Source organism: Brevundimonas sp. DW-iso22 (assembly GCF_058725425.1).
On record NZ_JBZXEB010000006.1, the window covers coordinates 166,930 to 185,588 of the forward strand.

The 18,659-nt window shown below is 64.9% G+C and carries 19 protein-coding genes; all 19 read left to right on the forward strand.

The window, feature by feature from the left end; translation table 11 throughout:
- The first annotated feature begins 2 nt into the window (after positions 1–2).
- The 19 genes from AC4PRM_RS11465 to dxr all read left to right on the forward strand — a co-directional run bounded on the left by AC4PRM_RS11465 (position 3) and on the right by dxr (position 18,635).
- Entirely contained in the window at positions 3–398 is a 396-nt protein-coding gene (locus AC4PRM_RS11465) for a hypothetical protein (RefSeq protein ID WP_487922077.1), read from the forward strand.
- The gene (nuoG, locus tag AC4PRM_RS11470; RefSeq protein WP_492039950.1) at positions 398–2,443 is read left to right on the forward strand and encodes an NADH-quinone oxidoreductase subunit NuoG; all 2,046 of its coding nucleotides are present in this window, start codon (positions 398–400) and stop codon (positions 2,441–2,443) included. Before AC4PRM_RS11465 ends, nuoG begins: the two co-directional genes overlap by 1 nt.
- A 6-nt stretch (positions 2,444–2,449) precedes the next feature.
- On the forward strand, positions 2,450–3,514 hold the full coding sequence (gene nuoH / locus AC4PRM_RS11475; protein ID WP_373257381.1) for an NADH-quinone oxidoreductase subunit NuoH: 1,065 nt from the start codon (positions 2,450–2,452) through the stop codon (positions 3,512–3,514).
- The gene (locus tag AC4PRM_RS11480; RefSeq protein ID WP_373257383.1) at positions 3,511–3,723 is read left to right on the forward strand and encodes a hypothetical protein; all 213 of its coding nucleotides are present in this window, start codon (positions 3,511–3,513) and stop codon (positions 3,721–3,723) included. The genes nuoH and AC4PRM_RS11480 overlap by 4 nt, the downstream gene beginning before the upstream one ends.
- Positions 3,723–4,214, forward strand: a complete 492-nt coding sequence (gene nuoI, locus AC4PRM_RS11485) for an NADH-quinone oxidoreductase subunit NuoI (RefSeq protein ID WP_296170376.1) — start codon at positions 3,723–3,725, stop codon at positions 4,212–4,214. The genes AC4PRM_RS11480 and nuoI overlap by 1 nt, the downstream gene beginning before the upstream one ends.
- A gap of 74 nt (positions 4,215–4,288) precedes the next feature.
- Positions 4,289–4,915 carry an NADH-quinone oxidoreductase subunit J gene (locus AC4PRM_RS11490; RefSeq protein WP_492039951.1) on the forward strand — a complete coding sequence of 209 codons (627 nt, stop codon included), beginning with the start codon at positions 4,289–4,291 and terminating at the stop codon, positions 4,913–4,915.
- On the forward strand, positions 4,915–5,223 hold the full coding sequence (gene nuoK, locus AC4PRM_RS11495; protein WP_373257385.1) for an NADH-quinone oxidoreductase subunit NuoK: 309 nt from the start codon (positions 4,915–4,917) through the stop codon (positions 5,221–5,223). The genes AC4PRM_RS11490 and nuoK overlap by 1 nt, the downstream gene beginning before the upstream one ends.
- Before the next feature lie 2 nt (positions 5,224–5,225).
- Positions 5,226–7,319, forward strand: a complete 2,094-nt coding sequence (nuoL, locus tag AC4PRM_RS11500; RefSeq protein WP_492039952.1) for an NADH-quinone oxidoreductase subunit L — start codon at positions 5,226–5,228, stop codon at positions 7,317–7,319.
- Positions 7,320–7,330: 11 nt separating this feature from the next.
- Positions 7,331–8,809, forward strand: coding sequence for an NADH-quinone oxidoreductase subunit M (locus tag AC4PRM_RS11505; RefSeq protein ID WP_492040090.1), 1,479 nt, complete (start codon positions 7,331–7,333; stop codon positions 8,807–8,809).
- Between the two features lie 7 nt (positions 8,810–8,816).
- On the forward strand, positions 8,817–10,259 hold the full coding sequence (gene nuoN, locus AC4PRM_RS11510; RefSeq protein WP_492039953.1) for an NADH-quinone oxidoreductase subunit NuoN: 1,443 nt from the start codon (positions 8,817–8,819) through the stop codon (positions 10,257–10,259).
- A gap of 1 nt (position 10,260) precedes the next feature.
- Positions 10,261–11,010 carry a biotin--[acetyl-CoA-carboxylase] ligase gene (locus tag AC4PRM_RS11515; protein WP_492039954.1) on the forward strand — a complete coding sequence of 250 codons (750 nt, stop codon included), beginning with the start codon at positions 10,261–10,263 and terminating at the stop codon, positions 11,008–11,010.
- Positions 11,007–11,789 (forward strand): type III pantothenate kinase, encoded by a 783-nt coding sequence (locus tag AC4PRM_RS11520; protein WP_492040091.1) that lies wholly within the window; start codon positions 11,007–11,009, stop codon positions 11,787–11,789. The genes AC4PRM_RS11515 and AC4PRM_RS11520 overlap by 4 nt, the downstream gene beginning before the upstream one ends.
- Entirely contained in the window at positions 11,786–13,462 is a 1,677-nt protein-coding gene (locus tag AC4PRM_RS11525; RefSeq protein ID WP_492039955.1) for a ribonuclease J, read from the forward strand. The genes AC4PRM_RS11520 and AC4PRM_RS11525 overlap by 4 nt, the downstream gene beginning before the upstream one ends.
- A 4-nt stretch (positions 13,463–13,466) precedes the next feature.
- Entirely contained in the window at positions 13,467–14,393 is a 927-nt protein-coding gene (locus AC4PRM_RS11530) for a hypothetical protein (protein ID WP_492039956.1), read from the forward strand.
- A 62-nt stretch (positions 14,394–14,455) separates the two neighbouring features.
- On the forward strand, positions 14,456–15,199 hold the full coding sequence (gene pyrH / locus AC4PRM_RS11535; protein WP_373257396.1) for a UMP kinase: 744 nt from the start codon (positions 14,456–14,458) through the stop codon (positions 15,197–15,199).
- Positions 15,200–15,243: 44 nt separating this feature from the next.
- Complete coding sequence (gene frr / locus AC4PRM_RS11540; RefSeq protein WP_373257398.1) at positions 15,244–15,801, forward strand: ribosome recycling factor; 558 nt, start codon at positions 15,244–15,246, stop codon at positions 15,799–15,801.
- A gap of 40 nt (positions 15,802–15,841) precedes the next feature.
- Positions 15,842–16,603, forward strand: a complete 762-nt coding sequence (gene uppS / locus AC4PRM_RS11545) for a polyprenyl diphosphate synthase (protein ID WP_373257400.1) — start codon at positions 15,842–15,844, stop codon at positions 16,601–16,603.
- Complete coding sequence (locus AC4PRM_RS11550; RefSeq protein WP_492039957.1) at positions 16,603–17,442, forward strand: phosphatidate cytidylyltransferase; 840 nt, start codon at positions 16,603–16,605, stop codon at positions 17,440–17,442. The genes uppS and AC4PRM_RS11550 overlap by 1 nt, the downstream gene beginning before the upstream one ends.
- Positions 17,439–18,635, forward strand: coding sequence for a 1-deoxy-D-xylulose-5-phosphate reductoisomerase (gene dxr / locus AC4PRM_RS11555; RefSeq protein ID WP_373257403.1), 1,197 nt, complete (start codon positions 17,439–17,441; stop codon positions 18,633–18,635). Before AC4PRM_RS11550 ends, dxr begins: the two co-directional genes overlap by 4 nt.
- Positions 18,636–18,659 lie beyond the last annotated feature (24 nt).

Genomic DNA, 18,659 nt, shown 5'->3' on the forward strand with positions numbered 1-18,659 from the left:
GGATGCGGATGGTCCTGGCATCAGCGCTGGCCGTCGTCGCCCTCGCCGCCTGCGGTGAAGGCGCGGACAAGGCTGTGCCGAAGGCGGAAGCGCCGATGACCCCTGCACGTCCCGTCATGAAGGCTGCCCCGACCGTCACGACCCCAGCCGAGCTGCAGGCTGCCTGCCGCGAGGCTGTTCGCCGTCTGGCCGGCCAAGAGGGCGAGACCGTCCAGTTTCGCGCCAGGGGTTCAAACACCGCCACCATGTCCTGGCGCGCGCCCGTCGATGGCGGACGTCAGACCATGGTCTGCACCGTCGGCGCGAACGGTGTCGAGCTTGCTACCGACGTCGGACAGATGTCCGTCGACGCATCCATAGTACCGGCGGCTCCGGCTGCTCAAGAAGAGGCCCGCTGATGCCGATCGCCAAGGTCAACGGCGTTGAAACCGAGTTCGAGCCCGGGATGACCGTGCTTCAGGTCGCCGAGAAGGCCGGCCACGAGATTCCGCGTTTCTGCTATCACGAGCGGCTGTCGATCGCCGGCAATTGCCGCATGTGCCTGGTCGAGGTGAAGCCCGGGCCACCCAAGCCGCAGGCGTCCTGCGCGCTGCCGGCCGCCGAGGGTCAGGAGATCTTCACCGACACGCCGATGGTCAAGAAGGCGCGCGAAGGGGTGATGGAGTTCCTGCTCATCAATCACCCGCTGGACTGCCCGATCTGCGACCAGGGCGGCGAGTGCGACCTGCAGGACCAGGCCATGGGCTATGGCCGCGACGGCTCCCGCTATGCCGAGAACAAGCGGGCGGTCGAAGAAAAGAACATGGGTCCGACGATCAAGACCTATATGACCCGCTGCATCCAGTGCACGCGGTGTGTCCGCTTCGTCACCGAAGTGGCGGGCGTGCCGGACATCGGCATGATCTCGCGCGGCGAGGATGCCGAGATCACCACCTATCTGGAAAAGGCGGTCGATTCAGAGCTGTCGGGCAACGTCAACGACCTATGCCCCGTCGGCGCCCTCACGCACCGTCCGTGGCAGTTCCACTATCGTCCGTGGGAGCTGAAGAAGACCGAGACCATCGATGTGATGGACGCCCTGGGCTCCAACATCCGCGCCGACGCCAAGGGGGCCGAGGTGATGCGCATCCTGCCGCGCGTGAACGAGGGCATCAACGAGGAGTGGCTGTCAGACATCAGCCGCTATGCCGTCGACGGCCTGCAACGTCAGCGCCTGGACAAGCCCTATGTGCGCGAGAACGGTCGCCTGCGTGCCGCATCATGGGACGAGGCGCTGGCCGTCGTGGCCGACAAGCTGAAGGCCGCTCCGGCTGACCGGATCGGTGTCGTGGCCGGCGACCTGCAGGACGCGGAATCGATGAAGGCGGCGCTGGATCTATTCCGCGCCCTGGGATCGGCCAACACCGACTGCCGTCAGGAGGGTTCGGCCCTGGGTTATGGCCCGCGCGAGAGCTGGCTGTTCAACAGCGGCCTGGCCGGTATCGAAAACGCCGATGCCATCCTGATTGTCGGGGCCAATCCGCGCACCGAGGCCCCGCTGTTGAACGCCCGTCTGCGCAAGGCCTGGCTGGGGGGCAAGACCGAGATCGCCCTGATCGGCGAGCAGGCCAATCTGACGTTCGACTATGTCTATCTGGGTGCGGGGTCGAAGACCCTGGCCAAGCTGCCCAAGGCGGCGATGGACATGCTGACCAAGGCCGAGCGTCCCGCCATCATTGTGGGGGCAGGGGCTGTGTCCGGCGACAAGGGCGCGGCCGTGCTGAACGCCCTGGGCGCGCTGGCGCAGAAGGTCGGCGTGGTCGCCGAAGGCTGGAACGGCTTCAACGTCCTGCACACCGCCGCCGCGCGTGTCGGCGGGCTGGACATGGGCTTCGTGCCCGGTGAAGGCGGGCTGGGCGTGGCCGATATGGTCAAGCCGGGTGCGCTGGACGTGCTGTTCCTGCTGGGCGCCGACGAGGTCGATCCGACGGGTTCGGACGCCTTCCGCGTCTATCTGGGCAGCCACGGCGACCGCGGCGCGCATGGGGCGGACGTCATCCTGCCCGGCGCGGCCTATACCGAGAAGGCGGGCCTGTATGTGAACACCGAGGGCCGGGTGCAGATGGCCGAACGGGTCGTCTTCCCCAAGGGGCAGGCCAAGGAAGACTGGGCCATCCTGCGCGCCCTGTCGGCGGCGGTGGGCCACACCTTGCCGTACGACACGCTGGACGCCCTGCGCAGCAAGCTGATGGCGGACCATCCGACCTTCGGCCGCATCGACTATCTGCCCGCACCCGCGTCGTTCGACGTGGCCGGGCTGGGTGCAAAGGGCGACTTGGGCGACGTGGCCTTCGTCTCGTCGGTCCGCGACCCCTATCTCAACAACCCGATCACGCGCGCCAGCGTGACCATGGCCGAGCTGTCCGCCCTGCGGATCGCCCCGGTCGCGATGGCGGCGGAGTAAGGCCCGATGGATTTCTGGACTTCTCCCCTCGGCTGGACGCTGGCGACGGCTGGCGGCATTCTGCTCGTCACTGTCGGCATCCTGATCTCGCTGGCCTTCCTGCTGCTCGCCGACCGCAAGATCTGGGCGGCCGTGCAGATGCGCAAAGGCCCCAATGTCGTGGGGCCGTTCGGCCTGCTTCAGTCGTTCGCCGACTTTTTCAAATTCGTGCTGAAGGAAATCGTCGTACCCGCCGGGGCGGACAAGGTTGTTTTCCTGCTGGCGCCGCTGCTGACCTTCATCTTGGCCTTCATCGCCTGGGCGGCCATTCCGTTCGCGCCGGGCTGGGTCATCTCGGACCTGAACGTCGGCATCCTGTATATTTTCGCCATCAGTTCGCTGGGCGTCTACGGCATCATCATGGGCGGCTGGGCTTCGAACTCGAAGTATCCGTTCCTGGGGTCGCTGCGGTCCGCCGCTCAGATGGTGTCGTACGAAGTCTCCATCGGTCTGGTGATCATCAACGTCATCCTGCTGGCCGGGACGATGAACCTGACCTCGATCGTGGTTCAGCAAGAGGGCTGGATCTGGAACTGGTTTGCCTTCGGCGGCGGGGCAGGGACCTGGCCGACGATCATCGTGATGATCCCGATGGCCGTGATATTCTTCGTTTCGGCCCTGGCCGAGACCAACCGTCCTCCGTTCGACCTTCCCGAGGCGGAATCCGAACTGGTCGCTGGCTATCAGGTCGAATATTCCTCCACGCCCTATCTGCTGTTCATGATTGGCGAATACGCCAACATCGTCTTCATGTGCGCCATGATCAGCCTGCTGTTCTTTGGCGGCTGGAACCCGGGTTTCCCCATCGACTTCGCGGCCGACTGGCCGGAGTTCCTGGTGAACGTCCTCCTGTTCCTGGTCTTCTTCGCCAAGATCGTCTTCTGGTTCGGCATGATCGCCTTGGTGAAGGCCTTCGTGCCCCGCTACCGCTATGACCAGCTGATGCGCCTGGGTTGGAAGATCTTCCTGCCGACCTCTTTGGTCTGCGTGGTCTTTGTCGCCGCTTGGCGCGTGTTCGCGGTGGGCGCATGACGCGTGCCCTCATCCTGACGATGGCGTTGGGGCTTACGGCCTGCACCATCCCGACCTATGAACCCGACCCGGTCTCGGCCACCCAGTGGGAGCGGCGACAGCAGGCCATAGAGCGCCAGCAGGCCGAAAAGGCCCGGCTGTGCCAGATCACCAAGGATGACGATCCGCGCAAGGAAGAGCTTTGCCGTGGCGTCAGGAGAGATCGCTGATGTTGAACCGTATCGTCCAGGCCGCGAAGGGTGCGCTGCTGATCGATGTGATCGGTGCTGTCGGCCTGTCGCTGAAATACATGGCCCGTCCCAAGATGACGGTGAACTATCCGTTCGAGCGCAATCCGCAGTCGCCGCGTTTTCGGGGCGAGCATGCTCTGCGCCGCTATGCCAATGGCGAGGAACGTTGCATCGCCTGCAAACTGTGCGAGGCTATCTGCCCAGCTCAGGCCATTACCATCGAGGCCGAGCCGCGCGCCGACGGCAGCCGCCGCACGACCCGCTATGACATCGACATGGTCAAATGCATCTACTGCGGTCTGTGCCAGGAGGCCTGCCCGGTGGACGCGATCGTGGAGGGTCCAAACTCGGAGTTCACGACCGAGACCCGCGAAGAACTGCTGTATGACAAGGATCGACTGCTGGCCAACGGTGACCGTTGGGAGCGTTTGATCGCCAAGAATCTGGAACTCGACGCGCCTTACCGGTAAGGCGCACTCGCTGAAACGGGCCGCGATTCCTTCAAAGGAGTCGTCGCCATAGTCGAAAGGGGCGAAGGCCTCCGATGTTGCAAGGCATTGCCTTCTATCTGCTGGCGGCGGTGGCCGTGGTGAGCGCCCTTCTGGTCGTCACCGCGAAGAACCCCGTGCACAGCGTTCTTTGGCTGATTCTGGCCTTCTTTTCGTCGGCCGGGCTGTTCGTCCTGCTGGGGGCGGAGTTCCTGGCTATGCTGCTGGTCGTCGTCTACGTCGGCGCGGTTGCAGTGCTGTTCCTGTTCGTCGTCATGATGCTGGACGTCGACTTCGTGAAGCTGCGCGAGGGCTATGCGCGCTATCTGCCGCTGGCGGCGATCGTGGCGGCGGTTCTGCTGGCCGAGGTGATCGTGATCTCGCTGACGGTGGCCAGCGGCGGCGCGGCGGCCGATGCGGTCGGACCGGTCGCGGCGACGGCGGACCAGAGCAACGTCGAGGCCATCGGTCGGGTGCTCTACACCGACTACGTCTATTTCTTCCAGGCGGCGGGGATCGTGCTGCTGATCGCCATGATCGGGGCCATCGTCCTGACCCTGCGCCACAAGCCCAACATCAAGCGCCAGAACATCGCCCGCCAGGTCGGCCGCGATGCCAAGACCGCCATGGAGGTCAAGTCCGTGACCACCGGGGCCGGCGTCACCCCGGAGGATCTGATCTGATGGCCGTTTCGCTCGCACATTATCTGGCGGTCGCCGCCATCCTGTTCACCATCGGTGTCTTCGGCATCTTCGTGAACCGCAAGAACGTCATCATCATCCTGATGTCGATCGAGCTGATCCTGCTGGCCGTGAACATCAACTTCGTCGCCTTTTCGGCCTATTTGAACGATGTCCAGGGGCAGATCATGGCCATGTTCGTCCTGACCGTCGCCGCGGCCGAAGCCGCTGTTGGCCTGGCCATTCTGGTGACCTTCTTCCGCAACCGTGGCGACATCGCGGTTGACGATGCCAGCGCGATGAAGGGCTGATCGTGGACTATCAGACCCTCGTCATCCTGGGCGTCTTCGCCCCCCTGATCGGTGCCGCGATCGCCGGCTTCTTCGGTCGTCGCATCGGCAATACGGCCTCGCAGGCCGTTACGACCGGCCTGCTGTTCGTGTCCTGCATCGTCGCCTGGATCGTCTTTGGCAACTGGACCTGGGGCGAGCTGGAGCCGTTCACAGTCACCCTGGCACCCTTCATCAATGTCGGTGATTTCCAGTCGGACTGGGCCATCCGTATCGACGCCCTGTCGGCGACCATGCTGGTGGTGGTCACCACCGTGTCCTCGCTCGTCCACCTGTACAGCTGGGGCTATATGGCCGAGGACCCGGATAAGCCGCGGTTCTTTGCCTATCTGTCGCTGTTCACCTTCGCCATGCTGGCGCTGGTCACCGCCGCCGACTTCATGCAGCTGTTCTTCGGCTGGGAAGGGGTGGGGCTGGCGTCCTATCTGCTGATCGGCTTCTGGTTCAAGAAGCCCACGGCCAGCGCCGCCGCGATCAAGGCATTCGTCGTCAACCGCGTCGGCGACTTCGGCTTTGCGCTGGGCATCATCACCGTCTTCTGGATGTTCGGCACGATCCAGTTCGCCGAGCTGTTCCCGATGATCGCGTCGAAGGCCGGGACCGGCTGGGACTTCATCGGTTACCGCTGGTCGGCGCTGGATCTGGCGGGCTTCCTGCTGTTCATCGGCGCGATGGGCAAGTCGGCGCAGTTCTTCCTGCACACCTGGCTGCCTGACGCCATGGAAGGCCCGACGCCCGTGTCGGCCCTGATCCACGCCGCAACCATGGTCACGGCCGGCGTCTATATGGTCTGCCTGCTGAGCCCCATCTACGAATACGCGCCCGTCGCGGCCGGCATCATCGCCGTCATCGGGGCCATAACGGCCATGTTCGCCGCGACCGTCGGTCTGATGCAGAACGACATCAAGCGGGTCATCGCCTATTCGACCTGTTCGCAGCTGGGCTACATGTTCTTCGCGGCGGGTGTCGGGGCCTATCAGGCCGCCATGTTCCACCTTTTCACCCACGCCTTCTTCAAGGCCCTGCTGTTCCTGGGCGCAGGCTCGGTGATCCACGGCATGCATCACGAGCAGGACATGCGGAAGATGGGTGGGTTGTGGAAGCTGCTGCCCGTCACCTATGCGGTCATGACCATCGGTACTATCGCCATCACCGGCCTGGGCATTCCCGGCGTCGGCGGCTTTGCGGGCTTCTATTCCAAGGATTCGATCATCGAGAGCGCCTATGCGGCGGCGATGACGGGGCACAGCCCGTTCGGCCTGTTCGCCTTCTTCATCGGCATCGTGGCGGCGGGTCTGACGGCCTACTACTCTTGGCGGCTGGTCTTCATGACCTTCCACAACAAGCCAGTCTGGAAGGACGAAGGCGCGCATCATCACGACGACCACGCCACGGACGCCCAGCTGGAAACCCATTCAGAGCCGCTGGCCGATGACGCTCATGCCCACGACGATCACGCGCATGACGACCACGCCCATCACGGCCCGCTGACGCCGCATGAGAGCCCCTGGGTCATGCTGGTGCCACTGATCATCCTGTCGATCGGGGCCGTGGCTGCCGGTCTGGTCTTCGCGCCCAGCTTCATCGGGGATCACGAGCATCATTTCTGGCGCGGCGCGATCTTCGTGGCCGAGGCCAACCACGTGCTGCACGAAAGCCACTATGTACCAACATGGGTGAAATGGTCGCCGCTGATCCTGACGCTGATCGGAACCGCCTTCGCCTTCTGGATCTATGTGCTGAAGGAAGGCATGGCCAAGCGGATGGCCGACAGGGGCGGGGTCATCCACGGCTTCCTGTACAACAAGTGGTATTTCGACGAGCTGTACGCCTTCGTCTTCGTGCGCGGGGCCAAGGGGCTGGGTGACCTGTTCTGGAAGGTCGGCGACGTGAAGGTCATCGACGGCGGCGGGCCCAATGGCGTCGCCTGGCTGTCGCGCCGGTTCGCCGGCGGCCTGGCCCGCTTCCAGTCCGGCCAGGTCTATTTCTACGCCTTCGTCATGCTGATCGGCCTGGTCGGTTTCCTGGCCTATGCCATCACCTCGTGGGGAGCCTGATCTTGCCCCAGATCCCCTTCATCCTCAGCCTCATCACCTTCCTGCCGCTGATTGGCGGGGGTGTGATCCTGCTGTCGCGCCTGCTCAACAAGGCCGGGGCCGACAATGCCGCGCGCTGGATTGCCATGGGCACGACCCTGGTCACCCTGGCTCTGTCGGTCGTACTGGTCGGTACGTTCGATCAGTCCAGCGCGGCCTATCAATTCGTGGAACGCTACGTCTGGTTCGTCGGCGCGGAGTACCACATGGGCGTGGACGGGATTTCGATCCTGTTAGTTCTGCTGACGGCCTTCCTGATGCCGATCTGCATCCTGGCCAGTTGGAAGACCATCACCGACCGCGTGGTCGAATACATGATCGCCTTCCTGGTGCTGGAGACGCTGGTCATCGGGGTGTTCACCTCGCTGGACCTGTTCCTGTTCTACATCTTCTTCGAGGGCACCCTGGTGCCGATGTTCCTGATCATCGGCATCTGGGGCGGGGCGAACCGCATCTATGCCTCGTACAAATTCTTCCTCTACACCCTGCTGGGGTCCGTCCTCATGCTGCTGGCCATGCTGTGGATGGCCCAGGATGCGGGCACGACCAGCATTCCGGCGCTGAAGGAACATGTCTTCGACGCCCGCTATCAGCCTCTGCTGTGGCTCGCCTTCTTTGCCTCGTTCGCAGTCAAGATGCCGATGTGGCCGGTGCACACCTGGCTGCCGGACGCCCACGTTCAGGCCCCGACGGCGGGTTCGGTCATTCTGGCCGGCATCCTGCTGAAGCTGGGCGGCTACGGCTTCATCCTGTTCAACATTCCGATGTTCCCGCTGGCGTCCCAGATGTTCGCGCCGCTGGTGTTCGCCCTGTCCGTAATCGCGATCGTCTACACCTCGCTGGTTGCCTTCCGTCAGACGGACATCAAGAAGCTGATCGCCTATTCATCGGTGGCCCACATGGGCTTCGTGACCATGGGCATCTTCGCGGGCAACGACACGGGCGTTCAGGGCGCGGTGTTCCAGATGCTGAGCCACGGCCTGATATCGGGCGCGCTCTTCCTGTGTGTCGGCGTCGTCTATGACCGGATGCATACGCGAGAGATCGCCTTCTACGGCGGCCTGACCAATCGCATGCCCTGGTTCGCGGCCATCTTCCTGATGTTCACCATGGCCAACGTCGGCCTGCCGGGCACCTCGGGCTTCATCGGGGAAATCCTGACGATGACCGGCGTCTATCAGGTCTCGACCTGGGCGGCCTTCGTGGCGGCCTCGGGCGTCATCCTGTCGGCCATCTATGCCCTGACGCTGTACCGCAACGTCATGTTCGGCGAGATCGTCAATCCGGCGCTGAAGACCATCGCTGATATCGACAAGCGCGAGCTGGCGCTGTTCGTGCCGCTGATCGTCGGGACCATCTGGCTGGGCGTCCAGCCGGGTCTGGTGCTGAACTATACCGCCGCCTCGGTCGAGGCGCTGACCGCCACCTATCGCGCTGTGATCGGCGGGTGAGACCATCATGCAAGATCTGATTCCCGCCCTTCATCTGTCCGCGCCGGAAGGCACGCTAGCCGTCGGTGGGCTGGTGCTGCTGATGCTCGGAGCCTTCATGGGCGAGAAGAGCGCCCGCCTGGTCTCGATCCTGTCGGTCGCCCTGCTGGTCGCCGCCACCGCCGTGACCGTGACCGGCCCGTTGGGCCAGGCGTTCAACGGGGCCTATGTAGCCGATCCGCTGGCCGTCTACGGCAAGGCGATCATCTTCCTGTCCAGCGCGATCTGTATCGTGCTGGGTGGCGGCTGGATGCAGCGGGCGAAGATCGCGCGGTTTGAGTATCCCATCCTGATCGTCCTGGCCTCGGCTGGCATGGGCATGATGGCGTCATCGGGCGACCTGATCTCCATGTATGTCGGGATCGAGCTGCATTCGCTGGCGCTGTATGTGCTGGCCGCCTTCCACCGCGACGACCTGAAGGCGTCCGAGGCAGGCCTGAAGTATTTCGTGCTGGGGGCCCTGTCGTCCGGCCTGCTGCTGTACGGGGCCAGTCTGGTCTACGGCTTCACCGGCTCGATGAACTTTCAGGAGATCGCGGCCTATGCGGTCGAGAATCCGTCCGTCGGTCTGGTCTTCGGCCTGGTCTTCGTGATCTGCGGCCTGGCGTTCAAGATCTCGGCCGCGCCGTTCCATATGTGGACCCCCGACGTCTATGAGGGCGCGCCGACCCCGGTCGTGGCCCTGTTTGCCACCGCTCCCAAGATGGCGGCCATGGTTCTGGTTGCGCGCGTGCTGATCGACGGCTTTGCCGGCCCGCACGATCAGTGGGCCCAGGTGCTGGTGCTGATCTCGCTGATTTCGTTCGCCGTCGGTGCGTTCGGCGGTCTGGCGCAAAAGAACATCCAGCGCCTGCTGGCCTATTCGTCGATCGCCAACATCGGCTACGCCCTGCTGGGTATCACGGCGGGGACGGAGGCGGGCCTGCAGGCCATGCTGATGTTCATGACCCTGTATGTCGTGGACCAGCTGGGCTTCTTCGCCATCCTGCTGTCGCTGTCCAAGGGCGGCAAGCCGGTGCGGACCATCGCCGATCTGGCGGGGCTGAGGCGGACGCGGCCGGTGACGGCCATCGCCCTGACGGTGCTGTCGCTGTCGGTGCTGGGCATGCCGCCGTTCTCGGGCTTCTGGGGCAAATACTATGTCTTCGGTGCCGCCGTGGATGCGGGCTACTGGATGGTGGCGACCGCCGGTCTGGTCGCCTCGGTCGTGGCCGCCTTCTACTATCTGCGGATCATCAAGCTGATGTGGTTCGATCCGCCGGTGGATGAGGTGCCGTTCGATGCCGCCCCGGTCGAGGCCAGGACGATCGCCATCGCCGGTGCCGCCTTCGCCTTTCCGCTGGTCATCGTCGGTCTGACGTGGATCGAGCCGTTGACGCGGGTCGCTGCGACCAGCTTCAACGCCGGCTAGGGTGGACGCGGCCCCCGTCCTGCTGTTCGACCAGCTCGACTCGACCAATGCCGAGGCGCGGCGTCGGGCCGAGGCAGGGGAGGCGGGGCCGCTGTGGATCACCGCCCGTCGTCAGACGCAGGGCCGTGGGCGCCGCGGCCGGGAATGGGCCAGTCAGGACGGCAATCTGTTTGCCACCCTGCTCCACGTCGTGAACAGGTCGCCCGCCGAGGCAGCGCAGATCACCTTCATCGCGGCCCTGGCCGTCGCCGATTTGCTGGATCGTTATGCCCCGCCGTCGCTGGTCACGATCAAATGGCCCAATGATGTGATGCTGGCGGGCGTGAAGGCCTCGGGCATTCTGGTCGAGTCCGGAGCGCATGCGTCCGGCGGTCTGTGGCTGGCGGTCGGTATCGGCGTCAACCTGGCCCACGCGCCGCAGGAGACGGAGCGACCCGCCACGGCCCTGGTCGATCATCTGGCCGCCGGTGTCGCCGTGCCGCCGGCCATCGAGGTGGCCGCGCGTCAGTTGGCTGAGGCCTTTGCCGTCTGGCTGCACCGCTGGGAGACACTGGGGTTTCAGCCGATCCTCGATGCTTGGGCCGCCCGCACGCCGGGGCTGGACGGTCCTGCCGTTGCACGATTGGGCCATGAGACGGTCGAGGGCCGGGCCGAGGGCGTGGCCGCCGACGGTGCCCTGAAACTGCGACTGGCCGACGGATCGCTGCGGCTGATCTCCGCCGGCGATGTCTTCTTTGGGGAAGCTGCCTGATGCTGCTGGCGATCGAGCAAGGCAATACCAACACCCTGTTTGCGATCCATGACGGATCCGAATGGATCGCGCAGTGGCGGACCTCGACCTATGCCAACCGCACGGCGGACGAATACGCCGTCTGGCTGCATCAGCTGCTGACCATGCGAGACCTGTCGATCAGCCAGCTGGATGGCTGCATCATCTCCAGCGTGGTGCCCCAGTCGATCTTCAACCTGCGCAACCTGGCGCGGCGCTATCTGAACGTCGAACCCATGGTCATCGGCGAGAACGTCGACCTGGGCATCGCCGCGCGCATCGACAAACCCAGCGAGGCCGGGGCCGACCGGCTGGTCAATGCCATCGGGGCGCATCTGGTCTATCCCGGCGACCTGATCGTGATCGACAGCGGTACGGCCACCACCTTCGACGTCGTGGCCGCCGACGGGGCATTCGAGGGCGGCATCATCGCGCCCGGCGTCAACCTGTCGCTGCAGGCCCTGCACGAGGCCGCCGCAATGTTGCCCCGCATCGCCATTCAAAAGCCTGCGAAAGTCATCGGCAAGGACACCGTCTCCAACATGCAGTCCGGCGTCTTCTGGGGCTATATCGCCCTGATCGAAGGCCTGGTAGCGCGCATGAAAGACGAGTGGGGCGCGCCCATGACCGTCATCGGAACGGGCGGCGTGGCCAGCCTGTTCGAGGGCGCAACGACATCAATCGACCGGTTCGATCCGGACCTTACTATCCGCGGCCTGCTGGAAATCTGGCGGCGGAACACCCACCTCAAGGACACATGAAAAAGAACACAAACGACGAACTCGTCTTCATACCGCTGGGCGGTTCGGGCGAAATCGGGATGAACCTGAATGTCTACGGCTACGGGCCGGAGACGAACCGCGAATATCTGATCGTCGACGTGGGCGTGACCTTCGGCGACCTGTCGACGCCCGGCGTCGATGTGATCGTGCCCGATCCGGAGTTTCTGGACGGCGAGAATATTCGCGGCATCGTCCTGACCCATGCGCATGAGGACCATATCGGTGCGCTGGGCTGGCTGTGGACGCGCATCAAGGCTCCGATCTATGCCACGCCCTTCACCGCCTTCCTGATCCGCGAAAAGCTGCGCGAGGCAGGGGTGCTGGATCAGGTGAAGATCGTCGAGGTGCCGCTGTCGGGGACCATCGATCTGGGCCCTTTCCAGGTGACGATGATCACCATGACGCACTCGATCGCCGAGCCGAATGCCCTGGCCATCAAGACGCCGTTGGGTACGGTCTTTCACACAGGCGACTGGAAGCTGGACCCCACGCCGGTCATCGGTCAGCCGACCGACATCGCGGCCATCACCAAGCTTGGCGACGAGGGCCTGCTCGCCATGGTCTGCGATTCCACCAACGTCTTCGTCGAGGGGCAGGCGGGGTCGGAGCTGGACGCGCAGGCCGGTCTGATCGAACTGATCGGCAGCCTGAAGAAGGGCCGGATCGCCGTCGGTTGCTTCGCTTCCAACGTGGCCCGGATGGTCAGTGTGATGAAGGCCGCGCAACTGGCCGGGCGTCGCGTCGCCCTGGCCGGGCGGTCGATGCACAAGATCACGGCGGCGGCCAAACACGTCGGCCTGTTCGGTGACAGCCAGCGCATCCTGTCGGAGGAAGAAGCTCGCGTCTGGCCTGCGGATGAAATCCTGTACCTCTGTACCGGCAGCCAGGGCGAAGATCGCGCCGCCCTGTCGCGCGCCTCGCAGGGGACGCACCCGGTCATCAAACTGGGTCTGGGCGACCACTGCATCTTCTCGTCGCGGGTCATTCCCGGAAACGAACTCTCGATCGCGGCCCTGCAGGACCGGCTCGCGGACCGCGGGGTGCGGCTCTACACCGAGAAGGATCACCCGCACGTCCACGTCTCTGGCCACCCGTGCCGCGATGAGATGAAGCAGATGTACGCCTGGGCGCGGCCGAAGATCGCGGTGCCCACCCACGGCATGCGCCGCCACCTGGCCGAACATGCCAATCTGGCCAAGGATCTGGGCGTGGCCGAGACGGTGCAGCCTCGCAACGGCGACATGGTGCGCCTGGCCCCCGGACCCGCCGCCATCATCGACGAGGTGCCGCATGGCCGCCTGTATGTCGACGGCGGTCGCCTGGTGACCGAACAGGGCGAGGCGATGCACGAGCGTCGTCATGCCTCCAACAACGGTGTGCTGATCGTCAGCTTTGCGATGGACAAGCGCGGCAAGATCGTTAGCGACATCGACGTCCGCTCCATCGGCCTGCCCGGTGATGCGGAGCGTCCGCTGGGTGATGCGCTAGACGATCTGGCCGAACGGGTTGAGGTCGCGGTCGGCAAGTTGAAGGGCCCAGCCCTGGAAGACGAAATGGTCATCGAGCAGGCTGTGTCGCGTGCGCTCAAGAAGGCCAGCCAGCAGATCTGGGATCGTCGCCCCATCGTGGAGACGGTCATCCTGCGGCTCTAGGCAGATGCAGGGTCGGGGGCGCGCGCGGCTGAAGGTGACAGGGGCCAAGGCACTGGACCGCGTCCGCCATGCGCGTCACCCTCTGCATGGCTGGCGCAAATGGGCGCTGATCCTGTTCCAGTCCGCGGTCGGCCTGGTCGTCCTGTTCGCCCTGGTGAACCTGACGCTCAGCCTGACGACGTTCCGGGGCAGCAATCCCGCCGATCGTATGATCGACGAGGTGCGCGGCCTGTGGTTCAGCCCGGCGGACGGACGCGCCGTGTCGGCCACAGCGTTTGCGGCCGTTCATGGCGGAGAGCTCGGCTCCAATCCGTCTGCCGACGACATTCACCGTCATTTCGGGCGCGAAGCCGAACAGGGCGTGTTCCTGCTGGACCACGTGATGGCCGACTACATTCTGAAGCGGTTCGGCCGGATCGACGGTCGGACCCTGCCATCCGGCGTCTATGTCGGGGCGCATGCCTTGGGCCCCGATGGCGATCCGTGGGTGCGCGTCACCAAATGGCCGGCGCATTATCTGATGTTCCCGCGCCACGCCTATATCCTGGTCGTGCCGGAGAGCGGGGCGGCCATCGCCTTTTCAGCCAGCCAGAACGCCAAGTTCGATCCGGATCTGCCGGATGGCGATCGTCTGGGCGCGCGTGTGGCCGTCTATGATCCGGACGCCTATGACTTCCCCAGTTCGGGTCAGGCGCTGCATGAGATGACGCTGATCACGAACGACCCGGCGGCGGTCGCCGCCGCGCCCGCCGATCTGGCGCGGGCGAGGGCTGAGCTGGACGCCAGCGGCCTGCGCTATGGTCTGCTGGCCCCAAACTCCAACACCGTGGTCGGATGCATCCTGGAGCGGTCGGGGGCCATGACGGCCGAGCAGCGTAGCCGTATTTTGCTGGCAATCAGGGCACCGGGAATCGGCGCGGACTGCTGGTAGGCTTTGAATCCCGGCGCGGCCCTACCTATAAGGAGCCGAATCCGTTTGCCCCAAGGTCCCGCATGCCCGACGCCCCCTCAGAGTTCCGATACAAGCGCGTCCTGCTGAAGGTGTCGGGCGAGGTGCTGATGGGCGATCAGGCTTACGGCATCGATCAGAAGACGGTGGCGACGGTGGCCCAGGCCGTGGCGGATGTCGCGCGTGAAGGCATCGAGATTTGCCTGGTTATCGGCGGCGGCAACATCTTCCGGGGCCTGTCCAAGGCGGCTGGCGACATGGAACGTGCCACGGCCGACTATATGGGCATGCTGGCCACGGTCATGAACGCCCTGGCCATGCAGGCGGCGCTCGAGAAGATCGGCGTCCAGACGCGGGTGCAGAGCGCCCTGACGATGAATGCCGTGGCCGAGCCCTATGTGCGCCGTCGGGCCCTGCGTCATCTCGAGAAGGGGCGGGTGGTGATCTTTGCCGCCGGTGTCGGTGCGCCGTTCTTCACGACCGATTCCGGAGCCGCCCTGCGTGCCGCCGAAATGGGCTGCGATGCCTTGCTGAAGGGCACCAGCGTGGACGGCGTCTATACGGCCGATCCCAAGAAGGACAAATCGGCGACCCGGTACGAGACTTTGACCTATCATGACGTCCTTGCGCGAGACCTGAAGGTCATGGACGCCTCGGCGATCGCCCTGATGCGTGACAGCGGCATCCCGATCGTGGTCTTCTCGATCCGGGAAGATAATTCGCTCCGGCGTACTCTGACGGGCGAAGGCACGTTCACCGTGATATCGTCCTCCGACAAGGCCGCCTGACCGGCCCGCTGGCGCACGACAAGAAACGACGAGAGAAACCGACCATGGCCAAGCCCGACCTGAAGACTTACCGCGACCGCATGGACAAGGCAGTCGCCGCGCTCAAAGAAGAGTTCAATGGCCTGAGGACCGGTCGGGCCAACGTCGGCCTGCTGGATCCGGTGCAGGTGCAGGCCTACGGCTCCAACTCGCCGCTCAACTCGGTCGCAGCCATCAGCGTGCCTGAGCCGCGCATGATTTCGGTCAGCGTCTGGGACAAGTCGATGGTTGGCCCAGTCGAGAAGGCGATTCGCGCCGCAGGCTTGGGCCTGAACCCCATCGTGGACGGTCAGACCCTGCGCATCCCCGTGCCGCCCCTGACCGAGGAGCGCCGCAAGGAACTGGCCAAGCTGGCCGGGAAATATGCCGAGCAGCAGAAGATTTCCGTTCGCAACGTGCGCCGCGATGCCAATGACGATCTCAAGAAGGCCGAAAAGGCCGGTGACATCAGCCAGGATGAGCAGAAGAAGATGGAAGCCGACGTCCAGAAGGACACCGATGCCGCCATCAAGCGCGTCGATGAGGCCCTGAAGATCAAGGAACAGGAGATCATGCAGGTCTGACGCCCCGTCTCTGACGCCCACGTCCGACCTGTCTGTGCCCATGGACAGTCCCGCCTATTCCGTCCCGTCCGGCAAACCCGGCCCCCACCACGTCGCCCTGATCATGGACGGCAACGGGCGCTGGGCTGAAGCGCGTGGTCTGCCGCGCGCCATGGGGCACCGTGAGGGCGTGCAGGCTTTGAAGCGCACGGTCCAGGCCGCGCCCGAGCTCGGCATCCGCTGCCTGACGGTGTTCGGCTTCTCGACCGAGAACTGGCGGCGTCCGGCGGAAGAAGTCATCGATCTGATGGGTCTGGTCCGCTCCTATGTGGCCAGCGACCTCAAGCGGCTGGAGAAGGAAGGCGTCCGCGTGCGCGTCCTGGGTCGCCGCACGGGCCTGCCCGCCGACATCGCCGCCATCGTCGAGCGAGCCGAGGCCACGACGGCGCACAACGACAGATTCCTGCTGCAAGTGGCCTTCAACTACGGCGGCCGCGCCGACATCGTCGATGCGGCCCAGCGCTATGTCGAGCGCGTGCTGGCTGGCGAGGCGACAGGTCCCCTGGACGAGGAAGCACTGGCCCTTGGTTTGTCCGGTGCAGGCGCGCCCCCGGTGGATGTGATTGTGCGCACGTCAGGTGAGCAGAGGCTTTCGAACTTTCTGTTGTGGGAAGCGGCCTATGCCGAACTGGTCTATCAGAATGTGCTGTGGCCCGATTATGGGCCAGCCGCTCTGGCCGATGTGGTGCAGCAGTATCTGAACCGGGACCGTCGGTTCGGAGGCGTAGCATCGTCGACCGCTCCGGCGCTCGCGACCGGCTGATGGCGGTTCGCGCCGGTGACATCGGGCTGAGAGCCGCCTCTGCGATCGTGCTGGCCCCGGCCGCCGTTCTGGCGATCTGGCTCGGTGGGCTGTGGTTCCTGGGGTTGATGCTGCTGGCTTGCGGCTTGTTGGCCGTCGAATGGTCGACCATGAGTGCCTCACGCGCCTGGCGGGTCATGGCCGGAGCGGTCGGTTTCGGTCTGATGGCGGGTGTCATTTCCGCCTATGCCAACCAGCTGTCGCTGGCGCTCGTGCTGCTTGTGTTCGGCGCAATGGCGGCGGGCGTCTATGCCCGCAGCCGGGGGCAGGAGGCGCTGGATGCCGCCTATGGTGTGCTTTATCTCGGCTGGCCTGCGGTTCTGCTGATCTGGTTGCGAGACGGCGATACAGCCATCGGCCTGGCCTGGACAGTTTTTGCCTTCGTGATCGCTTGGTCGTCGGACATCATGGCCTATCTGGCCGGCAGTCTGATTGGCGGGCCCAAGCTGTGGCCGCGGTTTTCGCCCAACAAGACCTGGTCCGGCTTCATCGGGGGGCTGGCAGCCGGAACCATGGCCGGCGCAATCATGGCAGGCGGATTTCCGGTGTGGTTCTCGTTCTGGCCCGACATGGGACTAGGCGCGGTCTGGGGAGCACTGCTGGGCTTCACCGCCGCCGTCGCCACCATGGCCGGTGACCTGTGGGAATCGGCGCTGAAGCGCCGTTATGGCGTCAAGGACGCCGGCAATCTGATCCCTGGGCACGGAGGTCTGCTGGACCGGGTGGATGGTCTGATGTTCGCAGTCGTCGTGGTCGCGTGTGGACGTCTGATCGCCATTCATTGGGGTGGCGGCGCATGATTCGTCGAAGGGTCACAGTCCTGGGTTCCACCGGCTCGGTCGGCTGTTCGACGCTTGAGTTGATGGATCAGGCCGAGCGGTCAGGGACGGGCGCGTTCGAGGTCGAGGCTCTGACCGGCGGGGCCAATATCGCCCGTCTGACCGAACAGGCCCGGCGCTGGAAGCCGCGTATTGCCGTGACGGCCGACCCTACGCGGCTTAACGATTTGCGTGACGCATTGGCGGGCACCGGCATCGAGGTCGCAGCAGGCGACGACTCCGTAGTCGAGGCTGCGACCCGACCTGCGGACTGGATCATGGCCTCCATCGTCGGCGCGGCGGGACTGCGGTCGGCTTGGGCGGCGGCCACGACCGGCGCGACCCTGGCCCTGGCCAACAAGGAAAGCCTTGTCTGCTGCGGCCCGGCTCTGATCCAGCGGGTGAGGGCGGCTGGCGGTCGGTTAATCCCGGTCGATTCCGAACATTCTGCAATCTTTCAAGTGTTTCCCAATCAGGCACCGGAACAGGTCGCGCGACTGATCCTGACCGCGTCGGGTGGGCCGTTCCGCACCATGCCGCGTTCTGCCCTGACCGCCATCACGCCCGAACAGGCCGTCGCGCATCCCAACTGGAGCATGGGGGCCAAGATTTCGGTCGACAGCGCGACCATGGCCAACAAGGGCCTGGAAATGATCGAGGCGGCCTATCTGTTCGACATGCCCGCCGAGCGGATCGACGTGGTCGTCCATCCTGAATCGATCATCCACAGCCTGGTCGAATACGTCGATGGTTCGACCTTGGCCCAGATGGGGCCACCAGACATGAAGACGCCGATCGCCTGCGCCCTGGCCTGGCCTGACCGCCTGGCCTGGAAGGCGCCAAAGCTGGACCTCGCCGCTCTTGGCCGGCTGACGTTCGAGGCCCCGGACGAAGACAGGTTTCCGGCCCTGGCTCTGGCACGTCAGGCGCTGACGGCCGGGGGCATAGCACCCATCGTCTTCAACGCCGCCAATGAGGTCGCGGCCCTGGCGTTTCTGGATCGGCGACTGGCCTTTCTCAATATTGCCGCAGTCGTCGCCGACACCGTGGAACAGATGACGGGATCGGTTACGCTCCCTGATCATGGGGATGCCTGCGATTCTGCCCTGGCCATCGACAAGATGGCCAGGCAGGCGGCCGAAGCGGTCGTTCTCAGGCTGAACAAGGCGGCGTGAGCCGTCACGGGGAGATGACGACCG

Coding starts and splice junctions, on each gene's coding strand:
- frr (WP_373257398.1), top strand. CDS start 15,244: ATGGCCAAGCCCGACCTGAAGACTTACCGCGACCGCATGGACAAGGCA.
- nuoK (WP_373257385.1), top strand. CDS start 4,915: ATGGCCGTTTCGCTCGCACATTATCTGGCGGTCGCCGCCATCCTGTTC.
- nuoN (WP_492039953.1), top strand. CDS start 8,817: ATGCAAGATCTGATTCCCGCCCTTCATCTGTCCGCGCCGGAAGGCACG.
- uppS (WP_373257400.1), top strand. CDS start 15,842: ATGGACAGTCCCGCCTATTCCGTCCCGTCCGGCAAACCCGGCCCCCAC.
- nuoH (WP_373257381.1), top strand. CDS start 2,450: ATGGATTTCTGGACTTCTCCCCTCGGCTGGACGCTGGCGACGGCTGGC.
- dxr (WP_373257403.1), top strand. CDS start 17,439: ATGATTCGTCGAAGGGTCACAGTCCTGGGTTCCACCGGCTCGGTCGGC.
- AC4PRM_RS11530 (WP_492039956.1), top strand. CDS start 13,467: ATGCAGGGTCGGGGGCGCGCGCGGCTGAAGGTGACAGGGGCCAAGGCA.
- AC4PRM_RS11465 (WP_487922077.1), top strand. CDS start 3: ATGCGGATGGTCCTGGCATCAGCGCTGGCCGTCGTCGCCCTCGCCGCC.
- AC4PRM_RS11480 (WP_373257383.1), top strand. CDS start 3,511: ATGACGCGTGCCCTCATCCTGACGATGGCGTTGGGGCTTACGGCCTGC.
- AC4PRM_RS11550 (WP_492039957.1), top strand. CDS start 16,603: ATGGCGGTTCGCGCCGGTGACATCGGGCTGAGAGCCGCCTCTGCGATC.
- nuoG (WP_492039950.1), top strand. CDS start 398: ATGCCGATCGCCAAGGTCAACGGCGTTGAAACCGAGTTCGAGCCCGGG.
- nuoI (WP_296170376.1), top strand. CDS start 3,723: ATGTTGAACCGTATCGTCCAGGCCGCGAAGGGTGCGCTGCTGATCGAT.
- AC4PRM_RS11525 (WP_492039955.1), top strand. CDS start 11,786: ATGAAAAAGAACACAAACGACGAACTCGTCTTCATACCGCTGGGCGGT.
- AC4PRM_RS11490 (WP_492039951.1), top strand. CDS start 4,289: ATGTTGCAAGGCATTGCCTTCTATCTGCTGGCGGCGGTGGCCGTGGTG.
- pyrH (WP_373257396.1), top strand. CDS start 14,456: ATGCCCGACGCCCCCTCAGAGTTCCGATACAAGCGCGTCCTGCTGAAG.